The organism is Paraburkholderia fungorum, from assembly GCF_046027605.1.
In the GTDB taxonomy this organism is placed as follows: domain Bacteria; phylum Pseudomonadota; class Gammaproteobacteria; order Burkholderiales; family Burkholderiaceae; genus Paraburkholderia; species Paraburkholderia fungorum_F.
In genome coordinates, this window is sequence record NZ_JAQQEF010000001.1 from 124,909 (window position 1) to 140,322 (window position 15,414).

Genomic DNA, 15,414 nt, shown 5'->3' on the forward strand with positions numbered 1-15,414 from the left:
GCTTAAGCTGGTGCCTGCGGGGCGCTTGTTTGTCTGTCTGCCTACGGCGTTGGCCTTTCCTTGTTTTCTTATCGGTCTATTAGCGTCGCCCCTGTGCGGGGCAGGCACTTACTTCTCTTTGCCGCCGCAAAGAGAAGTAAGCAAGAGAAAGCGGCTCAAACCGTTAATTCTTAAGCGGGTCCCCCGCACAGTCACGGTAGTGGTCCATCTGGAATCCGTGCCCCCGCACATTCAACGCCTGTGACAAAGCGCTCATCAGCGCCCACTCCGCACTGCGTGCGTCGCGGATCGGTCTGCATGGGAAACCAGCGGCTTCGTTTGCGCGTGGTGGGGAGCCATCGGCTTCGCCCCGGCGATACGCCCAGGCGACAGCGGCAAGCGAGAGGATCAATAGAGGCGAAGAGGCAATACACGGCAACACACGGTGCTAAACGACAAACCCGCCGATCTCCCCGATGTCCCGCTCCGGCGAGCACGCAGTGCGAGGCGGGAAGTATGACTGCCTGGTCACTGACGCCAAATGTGCGAGGGCACAGATTCCAGATGCACCACTACCGCGACTGTGCGGGGGACCCGCTTAAGAACTGGCGGTTTGAGCCGCTTTCTCTTGCTTACTTCTCTTTGCGGCGGCAAAGAGAAGTAAGTGCCCGCCCCGCACAGGGGCGACGCTAATAGACCAATAACAAAGCAAGGAAAGGCCCACGCCGTAGGCAGACAGACAAACAAGCGCCGCACAGGCAAAAAAAACCACTATCCCAAACCAGCATCCCTCCTCTACCCTCTATACAAAAACCAGATACCCCAACCCGAAAGCGGCCGCAGGCAAAAACCCCCATGCCCGACACAAACCTGGATCTAAACCTGATCCCCTACCTCGTAGCAATGGAAGACACCCGCAACGTCAGCCGCGCAGCGGACCAACTCGGCGTCAGCCAACCCCGCGTCAGCACCGCGCTGGGCCGCCTGCGGGAATACTTCAACGACCCGCTCTTCGTCAGAACATCGAAAGGTATGGAACCCACGCCGCGCGCGCTCGCCATCCTCCCCGCCGCCCGCGACGCGCTTCTGCGTATCGAGAAAGGAATGCTCGACGTACAAGACTTCGATCCAGCCACCAGCACCCATACCTTCTCCCTCGCACTTTCCGATGTCGGCGAAATCGTCTTCCTGCCGCGCCTCCTGCAACTGTTCGCCGAACGCGCGCCCCATGCCAATCTGCGCTCGGTGTCGCTCTCGCCCTCGCACGTGGAACGTGGACTCGAATCGGGCGACGTCGATCTCGCCGTAGGCTATTTCCCCGATCTGTCGGGCAACAACTTCTTCCAGCAACGGCTCTTCACCCATCGATTCATCTGCCTGATGCGCACGGGACATCCCCTTTCGAAAGCGCCCCTCACACTGCCTCAGTACGTGGCGTCGGGCCACGCAGTCGTGCGCGCCGAAGGACGCAGCCAGGAAGTCCTCGAACATTACCTGGAGAAAAAACGCATCAAGCGCCGCGCCGTACTCGAAACGCCGCACTTCATGAGTCTGCCGTTCATCCTCGCGCGCACCGATCTGCTCGCCACGGTGCCGCACGCAATCGGCTTCGCGTACGTGTCGGAGCATGCGTCGATCATGCTGGTCGAGCCGCCGCTGCCACTACCGCGCTTCGATCTGCGACAGCACTGGCATCGCAAGTTCCATAACGATCCGCGGGCAAGCTGGCTGCGCGGCGTCGTCGCCGAACTCTTCAACGACGATATGGACGAGTGGCCGAAGTGAGCTCGCACCCCAGTGGCGAAAGGGGCATCGGCACGACACGGCGCAAAACATGGAACAATGGCCGCACTCATTGAACCCGCGCGCTCCGCTTACCGTCGACGCGCGATCCCAGAGGAGCGACGGATGGCCAGCAGCAAAGCAAAGAAAACCAAACCCGCAGCAGAACGCCCCAGCCGCGAGGAAGCTGAAGCAGCCGTACGCGTGCTGCTACGTTGGGCCGGCGACAATCCGGAACGCGAAGGCCTGCTCGATACACCCTCTCGCGTGGTGCGCTCTTACGAGGAGTTCTACGCGGGCTATCAGGTCGACCCACGCGAGATCCTCGCCCGCACCTTCTCGGAGGTGGACGGCTACGACGAAATGATCGTGCTGAAAGATATCCGCTTCGAGAGCTATTGCGAACACCACATGGTGCCGATCATCGGACGGGCGCACGTGGCCTATCTGCCTCAGCATCGGGTGGTCGGCATCTCCAAGCTGGCGCGCCTCGTCGATGCGTTCGCCAAGCGTCTGCAGATCCAGGAAAAGATGACGGTGCAGATCGCCGATACGTTGAACGAAGTGCTGCAACCGGCGGGCGTCGGCGTGATTCTCGAAGCCGCGCATCAATGCATGTCCACGCGCGGCGTCCATAAAGCCGGTGTCACGATGGTCACCTCGCGCATGCTGGGCACGTTCCGTACCGATCCGTCGACGCGGCGCGAGTTTTTGTCGATCGTGGGTAATCCGGGTGTGGTCGCGGTCGCCAATACCTGAATTACCTGACGCCCGAACCGCGATTCGGTCCGGCTCTCGCTTCACGCCGTGCCACGCACTGTGCGCATCTGGCCGAAGGTGGCCAGCAACACCGCCCCCAGCACGCACGCAACGCCGGCAAGTTGCGCCGCGCTCACCGGCTCCCGCAACACAACGGCCGCCAGCGCCACCGCGCTCACCGGCACGAGCGCGGTCATGAGTCCGGCTTCCGCGCCACTAATGCGCGCCGCGCCCGCGTACCAGAGAACAAAGCCCGCCACGGTCGGCACGAGCGCGTAGTACAGCACGCCGTACAGCGCGCTTGCATGGAACGGCACGCTCCAGGGCCCTTCGAAGCACGCCGGCACGATCGCCACCGCGAAACCGATGCCGCACATCAAAGCCGACAGCTGCAGCGGTGCAACCGGCACGCGCAACCTGCGATTGAGCAGGATGAAAAGCGCCTCGCAGACGATCGCCGCGAACACCAGCGCGTTACCTGCCAGCGAACTGGCCACACGGGGCGCGGTGAAATCGTCGAGACGCGCGGTACACACCAGCACGCCCAACGTGGCGAGAACAATCGCACCCATCAACGCGGGCGTGGGGCGCTCACCCAGCACAAGCATGGCGACCCCGGCCGAGACAGCCGGCAAAGTACCGGCAATCACGCCCGCATCGGCGGCCGAGGCGAATTTCATACCGCTGATGAGCAACACCGTATAACCGACGCTGCCCGCCCCCGCCTGCGCAATCACGAGCAACGTATCGTGTCTGTCGAGGCGCGGCCAACGCACGCCACGCCAGCGCATCGCCAGCACAAACAACGGAAACGCGATTGCAAAACGCAATGCAGTCGCGCTGAACGGCGGCAATCCGCCTGCGATCGATTTGCTGACGACAACCGTGCTGCCGACCCCGATCATCGCCAGCGCGCAAAACAGGTAACCGACATACCGTGAGTTCATGCCGCTGTCCTCTTCCTTTGAACGAGCAGCCAGATTAGAGGCGGCGCACGCGCGCGGTCTTGAACGAAATTGCAGAGAAAGCGCCGGCCCACGGAACGTGTTGGCGCGTCCGCTTCACAAAGAGTGGCGCGATTTTCGCTCATGGCCGGATTGGAAGCGAGCGCCGCGGGCAAGGTCCATCGGGTATCCTGATCGAAGAACGACTCCATCCGGAACGCGAACGAACAAAACCGGCAGGCAAGCAGATAAACGCTTCAGGAACACACTTTGCGTCCTCGCAAAACAAGCTCCCGCCGCAACGCGGCCCAACGGCAATAACAGGAGTTCCGCAATTGGTAGCGTTCCCGTCATCGGCGGTATCCACCTGGGGCGGCGCAGTCGTGTTCCTCAACGTCCTGTTGACACGCCTCGGCGTGCCGATCCCCGCGGTGCCCGTGCTCCTCTTCGCAGGCTCGGCGATCGCCGCGGGCACACTGTCGTTCTGGCCGATCCTGTTCTCCGCCGTGCTCGGCGCGCTCATCGGCGACGGCGCCTGGTTCGCCGCCGGCCGCATCTACGGCCGCAAACTGATCGCCATGCTCAAGCGGATATCGCCGGCCGTGGATTCCAGAGTCGCGCGAGCACGCTCGCTATTCGAACGTTTCGGCGTGCCGCTTGTGGCGATCTCGAAGTTCGTCCCGGGCCTCGGACTCATCACTCCGCCGCTAATGGGCACGACGGCCGTGGATACCCGCATCTACGCCGTGTGGGACCTCGCCGGCGCCCTGGCGTGGGCCACCTTCTGGCTGCTTGGCGGCGCCGCGGCGGAACGGCAGTTGCATATGCTGCTCGACCTCGTCAAGGCACGCGGTGGCACGGTGATCGACATTCTGCTGGCCGCGGCGCTGGCCTATCTGGTGTACCGCCTGCAACAACGACGCCGCGAGCGACGCCGTTTCGCGGACGCCGCTTCCGCGGCAGCGTCACAAGCGACAGCGGGCGGATGGCGTCGCATCGTGCCTCCGAAGGTTCTGGATGCCCGCCCACTTGCATCGGCTGGCGAGGCGCAACAGGCGCTGCCCCCTATTCCCGGCGCGCTGGCGCTCGACCCGCACTCGCCTGAACAGATCGACGGCGCGCTACGCGCCTATGACATGGTGATTTACTGCATTTGCCCCGACAGCGCGACAGCAGTCGAGATCACCCAACGGATGCGCCTGAACGGCTACACGCGGATTCGCGCATTGCGAGGCGGCCTCGATGCCTGGCAAAAACGAGGGTTTCCCGTCGAGCCGCTCGTGCTCGCCGAGGAATTGGCCGTCGGCGGACGTACGACGGCGATCTACGGTGCGGCCCGCGAGGCGATCACCTTGCGCGGCCTCGCCCCTCGGCGGGCTCAAAGCTCGTGAGCGGCGGGCCGGCCCACCGACGGTCACCAACGAACCAAACAGTTCCGCCGCGCCGCGCTCACTGCGACGAAACTCGCGCAATCACCAATGTCGCTTTCAAGCCGGGTTACCGAACGAGCAGCACCTCGAAAGCGCATCACAGTTTGCGCAGCAATCCGGCCGCCGAGCGCATCCGGCGTTTGCGCTCCTTTCTGAACCAGTGAAGCACCGCATCGACATCGCCGGACCCGGCCAGTAAAGCCACGTTGTCGCGCAGCAGCATTTCGCTTGCGACAATATCGTTCAGCGCACCGAAACGTTTCTGAATCTGCTTCAAACGCTTCAGGACACGCTTGCGTCCCCCCTTCAGAACGGGTTCGAAAAACTCGAGCAGGTAGCGCAGTTTCTTGCCCGCCTTTCTGACGTCGTGAAACGACGGATAGCTGGAACGTTTCGCCCGGGACGCGCGTTTCATACGCTTCTTCAACGAACGCTCCGAATCACTCACGCGCTTTTTGGCGAATTTCCGCAGCGGTACGCGCTCATGCGCCGTGTTCAATTCCTTGGAGGCACCCGTCAAGGCCTCCCTTAACAGATGTTTGACGTCCGCGTTCGATAGCGTTTCGCGGCTCGTCGCCAACGCTTCGCCGCGAGCCTCCTGGAGTTTTGGCGCCAGCTCGGGCGCAACGCCCTCTTCCTCTGCAATCAGTTCGATCAGAATGTCCCAATCACGCGTCTTGCCGGCCGCCGTTGCCAGAAACTTGTACAACGCACGCTGGCGCGTGTTCTCGCCTTTGTCGAGCAAAGGTTCGAACGCCCACCACAAGGAGCGCAAGCGCCGCAGCGAGACGCGCAGTTTGTGCAACGCTTCCGGCGAGGCGTCTTCGTGCACGGCGTTAGCGTATTCGATCGCGTCGCTGACGAGAGGCGCCGCGTACGACGCGAAAGCCTCTTGCGCCGAGGCTTCGGTGCCGGCCGGCTTGCTGTCCGCAGCCTGACTGTCGATTTTCCGGATCTGCTGGTTCATTGGACGCCTTTCAAAAGTCCATTTATATGAGGCTAGCAAAAAAAGGTCCCGGTGGATATCCGCCAAAACGTCGCCTAAACTGCACGAGCATGCCCGCAGGAACCCGTGCCTTGCATGGGTCGCAATCCGCCACAAATCGTGGTTCGCCCGGATCGCCCGAGTCTGCCTGCGGCGTCGCCGGAGGCTGAACCGGACAATCCATTCACCCCGTAGGTGCGCTTCACGCCTAGTTCTTTTCGGACCGCTTATCATCCTCGGCCGCCGCGCAGGTAGCGGTCTCTCTCGTAGCGTCAATCTCCACGCACCTTTCCGCGAAAAACCGGCCCGCATAAGCGTCACGCCACTGTCATCATTGCGACATACTGGCCCCGCAGGATCGGTAGTTCCGCGACACACTTTGGGGCTCACGTCATGCCGGAACTTTCGTACCCGCAACCAGGCACTGCAAATGGAAAGGGGCGCAATCTCGGCCTCATCGTTTTCCTCGCCGTGATTGCAATCGGCGCCGCGTATTGCGCCATGCATCTGGCGGACGATCTGCAACCCGTCCGCGAAGCTTCGTATTTGCCCTATCTGCTGCTCGGCGTGGCGCTCCTGATCGCGCTCGGCTTTGAATTCGTGAACGGCTTCCACGACACGGCCAACGCGGTCGCCACGGTGATCTACACGCATTCGCTCGCGCCGAACATCGCAGTGGTCTGGTCCGGTGGGTGGAATTTCCTCGGGGTGCTTACTTCATCTGGCGCGGTGGCATTCGGCGTTCTGCAGTTGCTGCCGGTCGAACTGATTCTGCAAGTCGGCAGCAGTGCCGGCTTCGCGATGGTCTTCGCCCTGCTGATCGCGGCGATCATCTGGAATCTGGGGACCTGGTATTTCGGACTGCCGTCGTCGAGCTCGCACACGCTGATTGGCTCGATCATCGGCGTCGGCCTGATGAATCAGCTGATGCACGGCTCAAACGGTACGAGCGGCGTGGACTGGAATCAGGCGCTCGGCGTGGGCAAGTCGCTGCTGTTTTCGCCGCTGGTCGGCTTCCTCGCCGCCGGTTTGCTGCTGCTGATCCTGAAGGCCGTGGTGCGGATTCCCGCGCTGTACGCCGAGCCGAAGGGCAAGGAACCGCCGCCGTTCTGGATTCGCTGCCTGCTGATTCTGACCTGCACGGGCGTGTCATTCGCGCACGGTTCGAACGACGGGCAGAAAGGCATGGGCCTCATCATGCTGATCCTGATCGGCACGGTGCCGACGGCCTACGCGCTGAACAAGGCGGTCACCCCGGCGGAAACGCAGACCTTCGTCGCTGTCGCGCAGCAGGCCTCGGCCACGCTCGCCAAATACACCCAGGGCGCGGCGCCGTCCGCCAATCCGCGCGCCGATGTGGAAGCCTATGTGCGCACCCGCCAGTTGACACCTGCCACGCTGCCCGCCCTGCAGCAATTGACCAACCAGATCAGCGGACAGGTCAGCGCGTCGGGGTCGATGGCGGCCGTGCCGCAAAGCATCGTCGATAACGTGCGCAACAACATGTATGTGGCGTCCGAGGCGATCCGCCTCATGGACAAGAACAAACAGCCGCCCTTCTCACCGGAAGACGCCAAGGTGATCGACAACTTCAAGGCGCAAACCGATCACGCCACCAAGTTCATCCCGACGTGGGTCAAGGTCGCGGTGGCCATCGCCCTGGGTCTCGGCACGATGGTCGGATGGAAACGCATCGTCGTCACGGTCGGCGAGAAAATCGGCAAGCAGCATCTGACCTATGGACAGGGCGCATCGGCCGAACTGGTGGCAATGCTGACGATCGGCGCGGCCGATATGTACGGCTTGCCGGTCTCGACCACGCATGTGCTGTCGTCGGGCGTGGCGGGCACCATGGCGGCCAACGGCTCCGGCTTGCAGTGGGCCACCGTGCGCAGCCTGATCCTCGCGTGGGTGCTGACGCTGCCGGTTTCGATCGCGCTGGCGGCAGGCTTGTACTGGGTGTTCCGGATGGTGTTCTGAAATCGGTGGCGCCGCTGAAGTACTCGGTGGCGCCGCTGAAACCGTGGGTGCCGGTTATCAATCCGACATGAAGGCAAAAAAAAGCGCGGTCTGCACACCGCGCTTTTTTATTTCAATGAGCCGACGTTGAATCAATACACTTCGGGCACGATCATCGAGGCCGGCACCGGCTGGCGGCTGTATTCGTCGTGATAAACCCGTGCTGGCAATTCGATTTGCGAATGCTGGATCTCGTGATACGGCACCTGGCTTAACAGATGCTGAATGCAGTTCAGGCGCGCGCGCTTCTTGTCGACCGCCTGCACCACCCACCACGGCGCCTCGGGAATGTGCGAGCGTTGCAGCATGACTTCTTTCGCCTGCGTATAAGCTTCCCAGCGGCGCCGGCTTTCCAGATCCATCGGACTCAGCTTCCACTGCTTCAGCGGATCGTGGATGCGGTTCTGAAAGCGGATTTCCTGTTCTTCGTCGGTGATCGAAAACCAGTATTTGAGAATCTGCACGCCGCTGCGCGCCAGCATCTTTTCGAATTCCGGCACCGAGCGGAAGAACTCTTCGTACTCGTCGTCGCTACAAAAATTCATCACGCGTTCGACGCCCGCGCGGTTGTACCAGCTGCGATCGAACAGCACCATTTCGCCGCCGGCCGGCAAATGCGACACGTAGCGCTGGAAATACCATTGCGTGCGTTCGCGATTGTTCGGCGCCGGCAACGCCGCTACGCGGCACACGCGCGGATTGAGCCGCTGGGTGATGCGTTTGATCGCGCCGCCCTTGCCGGCCGCGTCGCGTCCTTCAAAAATCACCACCAGCCGATGGCCGGTTTGCACGATCCAGTCCTGCAATTTGACGAGCTCGCCCTGCAACCGGAACAGCTCGCGAAAGTACATCTTGCGCGCCTCGCGATGCTCAGGCGTAAAGCCCTCGGCACCGTCGATGATGCGGTCGTCGACTTCCATTTCGAGTTCCTCGTCGTACGCGTCGATGAGGTCTTCCTCGAAACGGCGTTGCCGTTCTGCCATGACTTCGGCCTCGGGCCTCGGATCCAGCTCTTTCATTGCGACTCTCCTGGCAACGGAAATGGTTAGGCGCGCGGCGCATACGCGTCGCGAATGGGTTCGATTATCGAAGCGCGAAGTGTCAGCCGTGTTACCGGCGCGTCAGCCGCGGCTTGGAGCGAGCGACGCTCGCCGGTGGCCTGCGTGCCTGTTGAACAGCCATGATAGCGAGTTTAGCGCGGCCGCCAGGCGCTACCGCAATGGCCTCGCGAAGCTGATTTCGTGGCCGTCGGGATCGGTAATGTGGAAATAGCGCTCGCCCCATGGCGCATCGGACGGTTCGAGCGACGGCTTCAAACCCGCCGCCAGCGCCTTCCGATAGAGCGCGTCGACATCCGAGACATAGAGGATGACGCGGCCCCACCAGTTGACCGGCGCGCGCGTATCGACGATCAGGTTCAGATACGAACCGCCGAATGCAAACGATGTGAATGCTTCGTGCGAACCGCCGAATTTGATCGGAAAACCGAGCGCGTCGTAAAACAGCACCGCGCGCGGCATATCGCGGGTGGCGAGGGTGATGGCGCTGAGCGATTCGATGCGTGGCTCGGTTGGATCTGTCGAATCCGCGGGGGCGTTTGACGCGCGTGAAGCGCTTGACGCATCCGACGAGTTCGACGAACCAGACGCGCTCGACGAGGCAGAGGATGCGGATGACGAGGGCGAGTTCATAGCGGCTGTCTCCTTGTGGGCATGGCGAACCCTGAAAAGCTTGCATGGCGTGTGCCCGGGTTCTGCTGGTTCTGCTGGTTCTGCTGGTTCTGCTGGCCGTGCCGGCTCCTGCTACGCCCCCGGCGTCGGACGACGCCTCAGCCGGGGTTCCAGCCTGGCGAACGACCCGGCGTTCGCGCCTGCCGGCATCAGAAAGTGTCTCACACCCCGCGCCCCACCCCCGCCCCGCACTTGAAAACCCGCCCGCCGCCCCGCATCTCGATTTCCGTTTATCCGGAGCATCGCCATGGGAAGCCGTCCGCGCTTCATCGATGACCTGTCGCGCGCCGCATCCGACGCCCCCGGGTCCGATCCACTCAACGCCTTATCCGACGACGCCCTGCTCGACGCCTATTCCCGCACCGTAATCGGCGCGCTGGAACGCGTGCAGCAGGCGGTCGCCTTCATTGCCGTCGAACGCCGGCTGCCTGGCGCGCCGTCTGGGCGTGACAGCCGTGGCGCGCGCGGCGGCACCGGCTCGGGCTTTCTGTTCACCCCCGATGGTTATTTGCTCACCAACAGCCACGTCGTGCACGGCGCCACGCACATCACGGTGACGCTCGCCGACGGCGCGAAATTCGACGCCGATCTGGTCGGTGACGACCCCGGCAGCGATCTGGCAGTCCTGCGCATCGGCTCGCCCGAGCCATTGCCACACGTCGAACTCGGCGAATCGTCGAAGCTGCGGGTTGGCCAGATTGCAATCGCGGTAGGCAATCCGCTCGGCCTCGCCCAAACCGTGACAACCGGCGTGGTCTCGGCACTCGGCCGCTCGCTGCGCTCGAATTCGGGTCGCATGATCTACGACGTGATCCAGACGGATGCCGCGCTCAATCCCGGCAATTCGGGCGGCCCGCTGATCAATTCGGCCGGCCAGGTAATCGGCGTGAACACCGCGATCATTCCTGGCGCGCAGGCGATCTGCTTCGCCACCGCGATCGATACGGCCAAGTGGGTCATCATGCAGATCTTCGCGCACGGCCGCGTGCGGCGCGCGTACATCGGCGTGGCCGGCACCACGAGGCCGCTGTCGCGCCGCGTGCAGCGCTATTTCGGTTTGAGCGTGGAGAGTGGCGTGCACGTCATGGAACTCGTCAAAGGCAGTCCCGCCGCGCTCGGCGGTCTGCGTACCGACGACACGATCGTCGCGATCGATACGCTCGCGGTGCAAGACGTCGATAGCCTGCAACGCACGCTCGACGCGTCGCGGATCGACAAGCCGGTCAACGTGACTGTGTTGCGTGGCGCACAACGGCTCGAATTGACCCTGACGCCGGTCGAACAGACAAGCTGATTGGCCCGAGGACTAGCGGCGGGAAAGGCCTCAGGTTCAATCAAGCTTGAGGGTAAAAAAGCCTCACGCTCCAACAACCTCGCGGATAAAAAAGGCCTCGCGCTCAATCGAACGCGAGGCCTTTTTCCTGCGTGCGGCGCATCCGCAAAGATGCGCCGCTCAGATGCACCAGAACGAGTTAGATCAAACGCTCACTGGATCACTCGCGTAACACCACGGCCGCGCGGATCGGCTGCGGCTTCCGGCGTATCGCCATTGACCTTGATCGCCTGAATGTCGCCGCTGAAATCCTGTCCCTTCAGCGTGTAGCCCTTGGCTTCGATCTGCTTGGCGAGTTCGCCGTCGATCGGCTTGTACGGCTCCCAGAAGATCGTGTTCGGCGGCAACAGTTGGTGATGGAAGCGCATCGCGGCCACGGCGTCCGGCAACGGCATGTTGAAGTCGTAGACGTTGTTGATCACCTGGAAGATCGAAGTGAAGATGCGCGAGCCACCCGGCGTGCCGATCACGAGCGAGACCTTGCCGTCCTTGGTCAGAATCGTCGGGCTCATCGACGACAACGGGCGCTTCTTCGGTTCGATCGAATTCGCGTCGCTGCCCACCACGCCGAACATGTTCGCCACGCCCGGCTTCGCGGAGAAGTCGTCCATTTCGTCATTCAGCACGATGCCCGTGCGATCCGCCACCACGCCCGAACCGAAGTAGCCGTTGATGGTGTAGGTGTTCGACACGGCATTACCCCACTTGTCGATCACCGAGAAATGCGTGGTTTCCGCTTTCTCAGGCATCGACGTGCCGAGACCCGGCTGCACGCTCTTGGTGTCCGACGGCGTATCCGGATTCACTTCCGCGGCACGCTTGGCGATGTAGGCGTCGTCGGTCAGTTGGGCGACCGGCACCTTGTAGAAGTCCGGATCGCCGAGATACTGCGCGCGATCGGCAAACACGCGCTTCTCGATTTCCGCGATCAGGTGCACGTACTGTGCCGAGTTGAGCGTGACGTCCTTGAAGTCAGGCGCAATATCGGCCTTCATCTTCAGCAACTGCACGAGACCGATACCGCCCGAACTCGGGGGCGGCGCTGTGATCACGCGATAGCCATTCCAGTCCGCCTGGATCGGCTGACGCCACACCGCCTTGTACTGCTGCAGGTCGGCCTTCGTAATCAGGCCGTGGCCGCGCATGGACGCCGCGATCAGATCGGCCGTCTTGCCCTGGTAGAAATCTTTCGCGCCCTGATCCGAAATGCGCTGCAGCACGGCGGCGAGATCCGGTTGCTTGAAGTTGACGCCCTGCTTCAGGTTGCCGAAGTAGGTGTCGAAGTTGGTCTTGCCGGCAAAATCTTTCGCGGCGTCGTCGCGGCGTTGCTGCAATTGCTCGCTGACTTCGAAGCCGTCGCGTGCGTAGTGGATGGCCGGTGCGAGCACCTGCTTCCACTTCAGCTTGCCGAAGCGGCGCTGTGCCTGCCACATGCCGTCGACGGTGCCCGGCACACCTACCGCGCGATAGCCGAACAGGCTCATGCCCTTGATGACCTCGCCCTTGTCGTCGAGATACATGTTCTTCGTCGCGGCGAGCGGAGCGCGCTCGCGATAGTCGAGGAAGTACGGCTTCCCATCGACATAGAGCGTCATGAAGCCGCCACCGCCGATATTGCCCGCTTCCGGATACGTCACGGCAAGCGTGAAGGCGATCGCAACGGCTGCGTCGACGGCATTGCCGCCTTCCTTGAAGATCTGTTCCGCGGCGTCGGCGCTGTACTTGTCGGCCACCGCGATAGCGAAGGCCGTCAGAAGCGCCGGTTGCGCTTTCGCGGGTGCTTTGGCAAAAGCCGGGGTGGCTTCGAGAAAGCCCGTTGAAACAGTGACGAGTGCGACTAGCGCAAGTCCGCTAGCGGACGATTTGGCATTGTGAAACAACTTCATTGGATGTCCCCCAAGACGACTTCTTCATCTGACAATAACAAAAGCTGCCTTGGGCTTATAACATGCCGCTCCGCCATTTGCGAAGCCTATTGCACGCATATGGTGCATGTTGCGGCACACAAATTCAGACGCTGCCGCGAGCGCCCCGCGCGATTTCATCGCCCGCCCCCTGCGGCAAGCGCGCGGTCACTGGAATCGACAGGAACGAGAACAAACCGACCACCAGAAACGCCGGCCAGAAGTCGGAGAAGACGATCGTCGAATGACCCTGCACGTTGTGCGAAATCTGCAGCACGATGCCGCCGATCGTCACGCCGAGCCCCAGCGAAATCTGCTGGATCACACTGGCGACGCTCGTCGCCCGTCCCACGTCGCGGCTCGGAATGTCCGCGTACGCCAGGCTATTCAACGAGGTGAACTGCAACGACGGGAAGAAGCCGCCGAACAACACCACACACCAGATCAACCAATGTGGCGTGCCGGGAAAGAACAACCCGTAGACAGCGATGGCGAGACCCGCGCAGCCGGCATTGAACATCAGCACCGTGCGAAAACCGAAACGGCCGAGAATACGCGACGCCGCCGCCTTCATGAAGAGCGAACCGAACGCGGACGCGCAGGTGATCGACCCCGACTTGAACGCGGTCATGCCCAAGCCCTCCTGCAATGCAAGCGGCAACAGAAATGGCACCGCGCCGAGGCCGATGCGAAATAGCGAGCCGCCCACCACGCTCGCGTGGAAACTCGGAATGCGCAACAGCCGCAAATCGAGCACCGGCAACTCGACGCGGTTCGCATACAGCGTGTACATCGCCAGCAGCACCACGCCGATCACGCACATGCTGACCGATACCGTGTTGGACACGAGTTCGCCGCCCACCAGCGAGAGTCCCAGCATGAACAATGCAGCCCCGCTCGCCGACAACGCGAAACCGGTCCAGTCGAGCCGCCCGGGATGCGCTTCACGCACGTTGGCGATGTGCTTGTTTGCAAGCCAGATACCCAGCAGGCCGATTGGAATATTGATGAAGAAAATCAGACGCCAGTGCAGATAGGTCGTGATGAAGCCGCCGAGCGGTGGACCCACCACCGGCCCGAGCAGCGCGGGCACCGTCAGATAGTTGACCGCGCGAATGAAGTCCGACTTGGGCACCGAGCGGAAAATGATGATGCGCCCCACCGGCACCATCATCGCGCCGCCGACGCCTTGCACGAAACGCGCAATCACGAAGGTGTCCAGCGAAGTGGACGCCGCGCACATCAGCGAACCGGCCATGAAGATGCCGATTGCCGTGCGAAACACCGTGCGCGAACCGAAGCGGTCGGCAACCCAGCCGCAAATGGGAATGAAGACGCCAAGGCCGATGACATATGCCGTCACGGCGAGCTTGAGGGTGATGGGATCCTGGCCGAGATCGCGTGCCAGAACCGGCAACGACGTCACGATGACCGTGCCGTCCATGTTTTCCATGAACATCGCACATGCGACGATCAGCGGAACGATGAAAGTGCCTAAAGCGAGAGGCATTGGCATGACGACGGGTTGCAGGTCCGCCGGTGTAAAGCGGCGATTATCGCATTGCATCGACAACAGATGTTGCGAGAGCGATGCCTTTTCGCACTCGCACGCTTGTTGCGCTGCTATCCCGCGTCTGATCGTTGCGCGCGCAACGAGGCAGCACGGACTACGAAAAACAGAGTGGGAAAGAAACGAAACAACGCAGCGATGGTGAGCCGGGGTACCAACGGCTCACCATGCAAAACAGCACCCCATTCAGGAATGGAGCGGGATTTAGCGCGATGCGCTGACCAGCGGTTGCAGCTGCGGCAGAATCTCGGTGCTCGCGCGCGCCACGTCGTTCGGGAAGTCGATCTCGATCCACGGCGAGCCGGTCACGTCGGCCGTATCGAACACCTGGCTGCGCTCCAGCAGCAGGTCGCGCACCGCTTCTTCGTGCGGCAGGTTGGCCCGACCGCTCTCCACGTAGCCCGCGACGATCTCCGTGAAACGTTGCGCGGTTTCCTGGCGGAAGCGGAAGAAGCCCACCGATTCGCCGATAGTGTCGTACTCGAGATTGACGGCTAACTGCTTGCGCAGTTCGACCGGCACGCCGTCTTTCAGGCACAGCTTGACGGGTTCGTCGCCGGCTTCGAAATCGCGGTCGATCAACAGCCGGTTGACCGTTTCGCCCGCGACCAGCGCGCTCAGAATCCGCTCGTCGTAAAGCACGTCGGCATCCATCAGCAGCACGTCGCCGCCGCGCGTCAGAGCGTCGGCCACCGTGTGCACCGTCAGCACGCTACCCAGGTCGTAGCGCGGGTTCAGCACGGTTTCCACCTGATGCGGCCAGTTGATCCGCTCCAGTTCCGCCTGCACCGATTCCGGCTGGAAGCCGAGCGCCAGCACGACGTCCGTCACACCGGCGGTTTCAAGCATTTGCAGATGCCGTTCGAGCAGGCTCATGCCGTCGAACTGCAACAGGCACTTCGGGAACTGTGCCTGCGGCGGTTGCTGGAGACGCAGGCCGAGGCCCGCTGCGAGGATGATGGCACGCATGCGCAGTCCT

The 15,414-nt window shown here is 62.4% G+C and carries 12 protein-coding genes; 5 read left to right on the forward strand and 7 right to left on the reverse strand.

All coding sequences use genetic code 11. The annotated features are described in order from the left end of the window. Positions 1-834 precede the first annotated feature (834 nt). The gene (locus tag PQR53_RS00555) at positions 835-1,764 is read left to right on the forward strand and encodes a LysR family transcriptional regulator (protein ID WP_408450533.1); all 930 of its coding nucleotides are present in this window, start codon (positions 835-837) and stop codon (positions 1,762-1,764) included. A gap of 123 nt (positions 1,765-1,887) precedes the next feature. Continuing rightward, complete coding sequence (gene folE / locus PQR53_RS00560; protein ID WP_408450535.1) at positions 1,888-2,520, forward strand: GTP cyclohydrolase I FolE; 633 nt, start codon at positions 1,888-1,890, stop codon at positions 2,518-2,520. A gap of 41 nt (positions 2,521-2,561) precedes the next feature. Here the strand turns inward: folE and PQR53_RS00565 are convergent, their stop codons facing one another. Beyond that, positions 2,562-3,467: a DMT family transporter gene (locus PQR53_RS00565; RefSeq protein WP_408450537.1), complete on the reverse strand. Its 906-nt coding sequence runs from the start codon at positions 3,465-3,467 to the stop codon at positions 2,562-2,564. A 332-nt stretch (positions 3,468-3,799) separates the two neighbouring features. Between PQR53_RS00565 and PQR53_RS00570 the strand changes: the two genes are divergently transcribed. Next, a complete protein-coding gene (locus PQR53_RS00570; protein WP_408450539.1) occupies positions 3,800-4,855 on the forward strand; it encodes a VTT domain-containing protein in 1,056 nt (351 codons plus the stop codon). Between the two features lie 136 nt (positions 4,856-4,991). On the opposite strand, the gene PQR53_RS00575 is transcribed toward PQR53_RS00570, so the two are convergent. Beyond that, entirely contained in the window at positions 4,992-5,861 is an 870-nt protein-coding gene (locus PQR53_RS00575) for a CHAD domain-containing protein (RefSeq protein ID WP_408450541.1), read from the reverse strand. Positions 5,862-6,272: 411 nt separating this feature from the next. Between PQR53_RS00575 and PQR53_RS00580 the strand changes: the two genes are divergently transcribed. Beyond that, positions 6,273-7,859 carry an inorganic phosphate transporter gene (locus PQR53_RS00580; protein ID WP_408450543.1) on the forward strand — a complete coding sequence of 529 codons (1,587 nt, stop codon included), beginning with the start codon at positions 6,273-6,275 and terminating at the stop codon, positions 7,857-7,859. A 131-nt stretch (positions 7,860-7,990) separates the two neighbouring features. Here PQR53_RS00580 and ppk2 read toward each other — a convergent pair whose 3' ends face one another. Together ppk2 and PQR53_RS00590 are read right to left on the reverse strand one after the other, a co-directional pair. Next, positions 7,991-8,917, reverse strand: coding sequence for a polyphosphate kinase 2 (gene ppk2 / locus PQR53_RS00585; protein WP_408450545.1), 927 nt, complete (start codon positions 8,915-8,917; stop codon positions 7,991-7,993). 192 nt (positions 8,918-9,109) lie between these two features. Continuing rightward, a complete protein-coding gene (locus PQR53_RS00590; RefSeq protein WP_408450547.1) occupies positions 9,110-9,589 on the reverse strand; it encodes a VOC family protein in 480 nt (159 codons plus the stop codon). Between the two features lie 286 nt (positions 9,590-9,875). Here PQR53_RS00590 and PQR53_RS00595 point away from each other — a divergent pair, with 286 nt between their 5' ends. Continuing rightward, positions 9,876-10,922 (forward strand): S1C family serine protease, encoded by a 1,047-nt coding sequence (locus PQR53_RS00595; RefSeq protein ID WP_408450549.1) that lies wholly within the window; start codon positions 9,876-9,878, stop codon positions 10,920-10,922. Positions 10,923-11,113: 191 nt separating this feature from the next. Here the strand turns inward: PQR53_RS00595 and ggt are convergent, their stop codons facing one another. The 3 genes from ggt to PQR53_RS00610 form a co-directional block, all read right to left on the reverse strand. After that, positions 11,114-12,847, reverse strand: coding sequence for a gamma-glutamyltransferase (ggt, locus tag PQR53_RS00600; RefSeq protein WP_408450551.1), 1,734 nt, complete (start codon positions 12,845-12,847; stop codon positions 11,114-11,116). Positions 12,848-12,971: 124 nt separating this feature from the next. Then, positions 12,972-14,375 (reverse strand): MFS transporter, encoded by a 1,404-nt coding sequence (locus tag PQR53_RS00605; protein WP_408450553.1) that lies wholly within the window; start codon positions 14,373-14,375, stop codon positions 12,972-12,974. Between the two features lie 264 nt (positions 14,376-14,639). Beyond that, a complete protein-coding gene (locus PQR53_RS00610) occupies positions 14,640-15,404 on the reverse strand; it encodes a phosphocholine cytidylyltransferase family protein (RefSeq protein ID WP_408450555.1) in 765 nt (254 codons plus the stop codon). Positions 15,405-15,414 lie beyond the last annotated feature (10 nt).

Coding starts and splice junctions, on each gene's coding strand:
- PQR53_RS00580 (WP_408450543.1), top strand. CDS start 6,273: ATGCCGGAACTTTCGTACCCGCAACCAGGCACTGCAAATGGAAAGGGG.
- PQR53_RS00610 (WP_408450555.1), bottom strand. CDS start 15,404: ATGCGTGCCATCATCCTCGCAGCGGGCCTCGGCCTGCGTCTCCAGCAA.
- PQR53_RS00575 (WP_408450541.1), bottom strand. CDS start 5,861: ATGAACCAGCAGATCCGGAAAATCGACAGTCAGGCTGCGGACAGCAAG.
- ggt (WP_408450551.1), bottom strand. CDS start 12,847: ATGAAGTTGTTTCACAATGCCAAATCGTCCGCTAGCGGACTTGCGCTA.
- PQR53_RS00555 (WP_408450533.1), top strand. CDS start 835: ATGCCCGACACAAACCTGGATCTAAACCTGATCCCCTACCTCGTAGCA.
- PQR53_RS00595 (WP_408450549.1), top strand. CDS start 9,876: ATGGGAAGCCGTCCGCGCTTCATCGATGACCTGTCGCGCGCCGCATCC.
- PQR53_RS00590 (WP_408450547.1), bottom strand. CDS start 9,589: ATGAACTCGCCCTCGTCATCCGCATCCTCTGCCTCGTCGAGCGCGTCT.
- PQR53_RS00565 (WP_408450537.1), bottom strand. CDS start 3,467: ATGAACTCACGGTATGTCGGTTACCTGTTTTGCGCGCTGGCGATGATC.
- folE (WP_408450535.1), top strand. CDS start 1,888: ATGGCCAGCAGCAAAGCAAAGAAAACCAAACCCGCAGCAGAACGCCCC.
- PQR53_RS00605 (WP_408450553.1), bottom strand. CDS start 14,375: ATGCCTCTCGCTTTAGGCACTTTCATCGTTCCGCTGATCGTCGCATGT.
- ppk2 (WP_408450545.1), bottom strand. CDS start 8,917: ATGAAAGAGCTGGATCCGAGGCCCGAGGCCGAAGTCATGGCAGAACGG.